Below are 4,583 nucleotides of genomic sequence, written 5' to 3' on the forward strand. Positions count from 1 at the left end.
GTGTGTCGGTGTGGCCGACGATCAGCTGCTTCTCCACGTCGAGGCGCTGTACCTGCAGCACGTTCTGCACCTTCTTGCCGTTCACGTCGATGTAGCGAATCCGCATGCGCGGCGTCTCGTCGACCGTCGTTGCGGTCTCATCCTGGGTAGCCCATTCGGGAAGGGTTTCGAGGGTCGGAATCAYYTCGTCGAGCGGGAYATATCCMGAGCGCAGGCGCGCAGCCTCGACCCGGCGCTTCGCCTCGACCCGCACTGCCTTTTTTCGTCGCAACGAGTGATAAAGGAGCGCCAGAACAATAAGGCCCACAGCCATGRCAACAATAAGTGSCCGCCCCTCGATCAAGACATTCATTTCAAYCCTTCTGTAGTTCTTTRGTCCACGTGGCGGAGGGATTCTGCYCGGGAGTCGCCCCCTTTCAATCGGGCAARCGGGGTGCSCCAGTCGGCGATCGTGAAGGTATTCACGATCACGAACACATTCCCGCAGGCGAACAGCSCCGYCACCGCRTTTCCGAGRCCGRATSGCTCCGCCACCGGTGCGCGCCCGTGAACGGTTACGCCATGGGCCATCGACACCGCAGCGATCGATACGCTAGGCGAGTTGCATGCCGCGACGACTGCTTCGGGCCCAAAGGCGCCATCCGCAGCCGACTTGCGATGAGTGCTGAAGCATGGGAGCCCAAAGTCGAACGAGCCAGGCCGAAGCAACCGCCGCAGGAGCCATCGCTCTTCTGAGTGGCCCGGCGCCGCTGGCTGACCGGCACGATCCAGGAGGCCAAGCAACTGCTTAAGCTGGCGCCAAGGACGCGAGGGTCAAGGAGGACCTGAGGATCCAGTGCAAAGATGAAGGAGCCCGCCGAAGCAGGCGCGCGAGGTCCGGAGGAGGATGATTCATCTTCTCATGAGAAGACGCGATCTCTTGACTGTAGACAAGGCGCAGATGGCGCTCGACGGGCCGATTCCTTAGCTCCGTGCCAGCCTCATTCACTGAGGTTAAGACGCGCAGTTCCTTCAACCCTTGCGAATGCGCCCCTAGCCGAGTAAGAAACYGGTGCTCCGCCGCGGCCAGTGTCTTGCGGCGAAACAAGGAGCATCGCTGAACGAGTTCCCACTGATAGTCCCCATCGGGGGTCCTCCTCGTCGCGACCTTGATGCTTAAGTGTTTGGTCGTCATGGGTCGAGATTGTTGAGCGACGCCATGCGCGACCACAGTCCGCTTATGCAAGATGTGTAAGAAATAAGTACCCAAACGCGACGCTGGGCAGGAAGGATCTTCGAGCGCAATCTGTGGGACCGGTCTGGCGCGTTGCCGCTTTTGCGGGAACTGCGTCGCGACGCCCGTCCGTTAACGGGTCGCAATTAAGCATCCGTGTTTCTCCACAGACTTACTGTCCACCGCCCCGGTGGAGAACATGTCGCTGAGGATTTGACCCTAGCGACGAGACGCAGTTGCGAGGCACATTTGTATTATCTGTAGCGAGCCGCCTGGCCGTGGGTTCGGTGGAGCACGTCTCAAGTCCAGGACTACCAACTGAGAAACTAAATGTGAAATTTTCCCTTTGAGTCCACCCCGCAGATAGACACAATGGGTTACATGAATAAGCCTTCCTCGCCCCAKTCTCGTACCTCGTGGAAAGGCAAGAGCGATCTGGCCGACCTGCCCGATGATGTGGCATCCCATCGTTCGCGGCAGCACGAGCAGTTTGCCGCCGGCTGGCGACGCAACGTGTTGCTGGCTGTGCTGGCCGTTTCCGTAGCYGTGTTGTTTCGCGTRTTCACCGCCATGTGATGACGATCGACAAAGCGATGACGGAYGACGACCTTGATCTCGCCCGATTGACKCCCGGCCGGCCCATGGAAGCACTGAACGCGCGGGGCGGGCGAGGGCAGACCGATGACGCAGAGACATGCCTCGTCGSATGCAGTGAGGTCGTTCGCGCCCACAAGGACAGCCAGTTCACTGAGGCGGCGACGCCGCGTCGTCACGCYGAGCAAAGCAACCCTGGTGCAAGCTATGGGCAAGGCGCATGGGTGAGGTCCTTGTCCGAACAAACACCGGCCCATGCAATCGTTCCATCGTCGCTGACGACTGGCTGTGTTGACATGCGAACACCTCTCCTAACTATCGCGCTTCTGCTGATGTCGGCGGGCTCGGCTCAGGCGCAACCGCAGTCGAGCGCAGGTGGTCTCGTCTACAGCTGCGTCAACACCAACGGGCGCATCTACACGGATCGTCCGATCGCCGAATGCATCGCTCGCAAACCGCTTGAAATGCGCACGACGGGTGGGGCTCGGCGCTTGGTTGAATCTGCCGACTCGGCGCACGAAGCCGCAGAGCGCCGGGACCGGCAGGCGGCGTCGCAGGTCGAACAACGCCGCCGCGAGCGCGCCTTGCTCGTGCGCTATCCCAATGCCGGCACGCATGACCGCGAACGTTCCGAAGCGCTCGCCGAGATCGACGCGGTGATCCATGTCGCCGAAGAATATGTCGGCGAGCTAAGGGAAGAACGTAAGAAGATCGACCTCGAGCTTGAGTTCTACAAGGGAGACCTGAGCAAGGCGCCCGAGGCTGTGCGTCGAAGGCTCGACTACAACACGCAGAGGCTGAAGGCTCAAAATCGCTTCATTGGCGAAAAAGAAGACGAGAAGAAGCGCGTCAACGCACGCTTTGACGACGAACGCACCCGCCTTCTGCCGCACTGGACCGATGGCGGGGGCCCTTCGGCCCGTGGTGGAAGCTAGTTCTTGGCGGCGGGCTTGCCGGTGTGCGGTGTCACGCCACCCGGGGTCGAGGATTCGTCGGTCGGGTTGGCGCCGTCGATGGGTTTCAGCGTGTGAACGAGGTCCGCATCCCGTCGTTTGATGATGGCCCCCGTTCTGAGCATTCGCTCTGCGGTCTTCGCATCCGTCGGGCATGCGACGTCGCTGAAGGCGACCTTGCCCTGGGCGTCGGTGCACCTGTGCACCTGAGCGACAGCGCTTGCAGCCTCGACCAGAACCAGGAGCGACAGGAGCGTGCGCGCAGTACCCATCATGCACATAACGTCCTGTCTTTCATGTAGCCAATGCTAGCTATACCCTAATACTTATTGACTAGCTTGCGATGTGAAGGATTTCACACTGGCGRACGAAGAAAGATTGCCCAGGGCCYCCTCGGCGAGAGATGCTGACGAAAGACGTGCGTGTCGTGTGCCTGGCCGCGCGTTTCTTGGCCTGATCGACCATGCGCGCCGCGGGCGCGCAGCGTGTCCATGCCAGGATGCGCAACATGCGAATGGCAAGCCGCTGGCATTGCGCGACCTCGCCGCTGGGCAGCGGGTCGTCTGTCTCACTGAGGCGGCACCACCGCGAGCGCAAGCCGTTCCACGACGCGACGGCTTCGACCTTGCGGCCGTCGTCGTAGAGCTTGGTGTCCAAGCTCATGTCGCGGATGCGCGGGTGTCGCAGGGTCACGCCGGCGTCCCTTGCGGCAGGTTGTCCGTGGTCCTGGCCGTCTCAATGCCAGTCATGGGCGAGGCGCCATGGCCGGGGATGGGCGGGAACTCCGGGCTCGTGTTCTGGTGCACGGGTGGCACCGATGCGACGGGTAGCGTGGGCGCGACCCCTGTAGTCGCTCCACCGGCGGGCGTCGGGAAATTCGGGTCGTCGCCCATTGGGTTCGGGCGCGTGTAGCCCGCGCCTTGCATGACGACGTCGGCGATCGGCGCAATCTGAGGCATGGCCGCCACTTGGGCGCCGGCCTGCATCGCGCTGAAGGCGGCCTGCACGCCGATCTGCACCGCACGGGCCTCGATCTCCTTGATCTCGCTGTCGCTCTTGCGCTCCTTGAGGGCGACTTCGCGCATCTTGATGTCCGCGCCCGACTTGGCCAGTGCGTCCTGCACGGCCTGCTTGATGCGCTGCTCGATCGCCTGCGGGCTCTCCTGCGCGGCCGCGGCGCGGATGGCCTCGACCAGCTCCTTCTTGAATGGCGTATCCATGAGGGACACGAGGAAAGGCAGCGCGGCGGCCTGGTACTGCGGAGGCAGGGCCTTGACCGCCTCCGACATGGCGTTGAGCTGCTGGCCGCGRTAGCTCGAGCTGCTCGGCACGTCCTCCAGCGACACCATCAGGCGCGTGCGCTGCAGGTCGTTGGACAGGTWGGTGATGCCCGTCTCCGGATCCATCTCCGGCTTGTTRATGATGACGGTCCGRTCCTCGCGCACTGCATCGCCCTCGATGACGATGACGTGCTGCTGGCTGCCCAGGTCCTCCACGATCATGGACAGCAGCAGCTCGCCCACCATGGAGCGGCCGTCGCGGAAGTTGCCCATCATCCGGCCCAGCGACTGGTTGGACTGCTCGACCTGGGTCTGCTCCTGCTTGCAGTTCCGAGTGAAGGACTCCGAGTGGTTCCACGGCGACACCTACTTGTTCGTCTACGATCTAAAGTCGGATGTCTTGTTGAACCCCGCCTTCCCAGCCCGCGAGGGGACCAAGGTCACGGGTCAGAAAGATGCCAACGGTAAGTTGTTCCATGACGCAATGATCCGAACAGCCGAAACCAAGGGCTCAGGATGGGTCGACTACATGTTCCCGAAACC

The 4,583-nt window shown here is 62.3% G+C and carries 7 protein-coding genes; 3 read left to right on the forward strand and 4 right to left on the reverse strand.

Features of this window, described 5'->3' with window-relative positions; genetic code table 11:
- Positions 1-352 (reverse strand): hypothetical protein (locus AC1DY5_RS42825; RefSeq protein WP_478120496.1); only part of this gene is annotated, 352 nt, incomplete at its 3' end.
- 1,233 nt (positions 353-1,585) lie between these two features.
- Here AC1DY5_RS42825 and AC1DY5_RS42830 point away from each other — a divergent pair.
- Positions 1,586-1,789: a hypothetical protein gene (locus tag AC1DY5_RS42830; RefSeq protein WP_478120497.1), complete on the forward strand. Its 204-nt coding sequence runs from the start codon at positions 1,586-1,588 to the stop codon at positions 1,787-1,789.
- A 314-nt stretch (positions 1,790-2,103) separates the two neighbouring features.
- Positions 2,104-2,742, forward strand: coding sequence for a DUF4124 domain-containing protein (locus AC1DY5_RS42835; RefSeq protein WP_478120498.1), 639 nt, complete (start codon positions 2,104-2,106; stop codon positions 2,740-2,742).
- Here AC1DY5_RS42835 and AC1DY5_RS42840 read toward each other — a convergent pair.
- The 3 genes from AC1DY5_RS42840 to AC1DY5_RS42850 are packed head-to-tail and all read right to left on the reverse strand — an operon-like array spanning position 2,739 to position 4,406.
- Positions 2,739-3,035, reverse strand: coding sequence for a DUF4124 domain-containing protein (locus tag AC1DY5_RS42840; RefSeq protein WP_478120499.1), 297 nt, complete (start codon positions 3,033-3,035; stop codon positions 2,739-2,741). The two genes, AC1DY5_RS42835 and AC1DY5_RS42840, sit on opposite strands and share 4 nt — an antisense overlap.
- A gap of 58 nt (positions 3,036-3,093) precedes the next feature.
- Positions 3,094-3,417, reverse strand: coding sequence for a hypothetical protein (locus tag AC1DY5_RS42845; protein WP_478120500.1), 324 nt, complete (start codon positions 3,415-3,417; stop codon positions 3,094-3,096).
- 32 nt (positions 3,418-3,449) lie between these two features.
- Entirely contained in the window at positions 3,450-4,406 is a 957-nt protein-coding gene (locus tag AC1DY5_RS42850) for a cell envelope integrity TolA family protein (RefSeq protein ID WP_478120501.1), read from the reverse strand.
- On the opposite strand from AC1DY5_RS42850, the gene AC1DY5_RS42855 reads away from it, so the two are divergent.
- The coding region (locus tag AC1DY5_RS42855) for a cache domain-containing protein (RefSeq protein ID WP_478120502.1) at positions 4,375-4,583 on the forward strand (209 nt) is incomplete at its 3' end. The genes AC1DY5_RS42850 and AC1DY5_RS42855 overlap by 32 nt on opposite strands.

Source organism: Variovorax sp. P4_D9, from assembly GCF_056401695.1.

What these genes read in the sequence shown, in the direction of transcription:
- AC1DY5_RS42835 (WP_478120498.1), top strand. Translation starts at nt 2,104, where the DNA reads ATGCGAACACCTCTCCTAACTATCGCGCTTCTGCTGATGTCGGCGGGC.
- AC1DY5_RS42840 (WP_478120499.1), bottom strand. Translation starts at nt 3,035, where the DNA reads ATGATGGGTACTGCGCGCACGCTCCTGTCGCTCCTGGTTCTGGTCGAG.